This window comes from Streptomyces spongiae (assembly GCF_009377185.1).
GTDB lineage: Bacteria > Actinomycetota > Actinomycetes > Streptomycetales > Streptomycetaceae > Streptomyces > Streptomyces spongiae.
The window spans coordinates 1-1797 of record NZ_VJZC01001001.1 but is presented as its reverse complement, the minus strand read 5'-3'; the positions used below and the strand labels follow the sequence as shown (position 1 = coordinate 1797).

General features: G+C 74.7%; 2 protein-coding genes. Both read left to right on the top strand.

Annotated features, from left to right (window positions below; translation table 11 throughout):
• Positions 1–73: 73 nt before the first annotated feature.
• Entirely contained in the window at positions 74–1336 is a 1263-nt protein-coding gene (locus FNH08_RS49570) for an acyl-CoA dehydrogenase family protein (RefSeq protein WP_152778548.1), read from the top strand.
• Positions 1336–1797 (top strand): nitroreductase family deazaflavin-dependent oxidoreductase (locus tag FNH08_RS49565; protein ID WP_152778546.1); only part of this gene is annotated, 462 nt, incomplete at its 3' end. The genes FNH08_RS49570 and FNH08_RS49565, both read left to right, overlap by 1 nt.

Genomic DNA, 1797 nt, shown 5'->3' with positions numbered 1-1797 from the left:
GGGGTGTGCAGTGGGGCGCGCCCGCTCTAATATGACGGACCGTCAGATCAGTGAGGTAGAGGGGGACCCTCCCATGGACGCCCGCTTCACCGCCGAACAGGAAGAGATCCGGCGCACGGTACGGGAGGTGCTGCTCAAACGCTGCGGCCCCGAGGAGGTGCGGGCGGCCGTACGGACCGAGGAGGGCTACGACGGCGGGCTGTGGACCACCTTCGCCGACCAACTGGGCCTCCCCGGACTGGCACTCCCGGAGGCGTACGGCGGGATCGGCTGCTCGACGACGGAACTGGCGCTCGCGAGCGAGGAGTTGGGCCGCGCCCTGGCGCCGAGCCCCCTCCTCGCGACGAGCGTCCTGGTCGCCCCGCTGCTCCTCGCCCTCGGCACGGAAGGGCAGCGCGCGGACCTGCTGCCGCGCCTGGCCGGTGGCCGGACGACCGCCGCCCTGGCCGTGCCCGGCCCGCACCTCGCCATGGCCCTCGGGCTGACCGGCGGCAACCGCGGCAACCGCGGCGACCGCGGCAATCGCGGCAATCGCGGCAATCGCGGCGACTGGGCCGGTGGCGGGCGCGCGGGCGGGGTGCAGGCGAGACGCGCCGGGGGCTGGTGGCGGCTGTACGGGCAGGTGGAGCAGGTGCTCGACGGGCACAGCGCGGAGCTGCTGGTGGTGGCCGCGCACGCCGGAGGGTACGCGCGCTCGCGCACGCTGCTGTTCACCGTACGGGTGCCCGCGGAGGGCCTGACGCGCGTACGGCAGACGGCCCTCGACGAGACACGGCCGCGGGCCCGGCTCGAACTGCGGGACGTGGCGGCGGAGTTGCTCGGTCCCGATGAGGAGACGGGCGACGTACTCCGGGCGTTGGCCGACGCCGGGGACACCGTAGCCGCGGTCCTGGCCGCCGAGGCCGTGGGCGCGGCCGGCCGGGCGCTGGAGCGGACGGTCGCGTACGTGCGGCAGCGGGAGCAGTTCGGGCGGGCGATCGGGTCCTTCCAGGCGGTGAAGCACCGGCTGGCGGACGTGTACGTGGCGGTGCAGGCGGCGCGGTCGGCGGCGTACTACGCGGCGTGGGCGACCTCTCAGGGGGAGGAGCGTGTGGGCGGGCTGGCGCTCGCCCAGGCGCTGGAGGCGCTGCGGACGGCGGCCGCCGAGGGGATCCAGTTGCACGGGGGCATCGGGTTCACCTGGGAACACGAGGCGCACCTGTACTTCAAGCGGGCCGCGGGCGACGATCTCCTCTTCGGTCCGGTGCACCGGCTGCGCTCGTACGCGGCGGACTCGGCGAGGCTCTTCGAGCGAGGGGAAGAGGAAGAGGAAGAGGTAGGGGAGGTGGCGGTGTGATGGCCTCCGTGAAGGGGTTCCGCGGCCTGGGCGTCCGGCTGGTGCAGACGGTGTCGTCCACGCGGGCGTTCGCGCGGATCGCCCCGCACGTCGTCCCGGCGCTCGACCGTGCGGTCCACCGGGTGACGCGCGGGAAGGTGCTGCTCAGCGCGCAGCTGCTGCCCGGCGTGATCCTGACGGCCACGGGTGCCAGGAGCGGACAGCCGCGCCGTACGCCACTGGCCTGTATGCCGGAGTCCGCGGCCGGCGGGCGGCCCGCGAGCTGGCTGCTCATCGGCTCCAACTTCGGCCGCACCGACCATCCCGCCTGGACGGCCAACCTCCTCGCCCACCCCGACGCCGAGATCAGCTGGAAGGGCGAGGACATCCCGGTCAGGGCGCGGCTGCTGGAGGGGGAGGAGCGGGCGGCCGCGTGGAAGGCGCTGCTGGCGTTCTGGCCGCCGTACGCGACGTATCAGGGG

Excerpts from the sequence above, each read along its gene's own strand:
- FNH08_RS49570 (WP_152778548.1), top strand. The coding sequence starts at position 74 with ATGGACGCCCGCTTCACCGCCGAACAGGAAGAGATCCGGCGCACGGTA.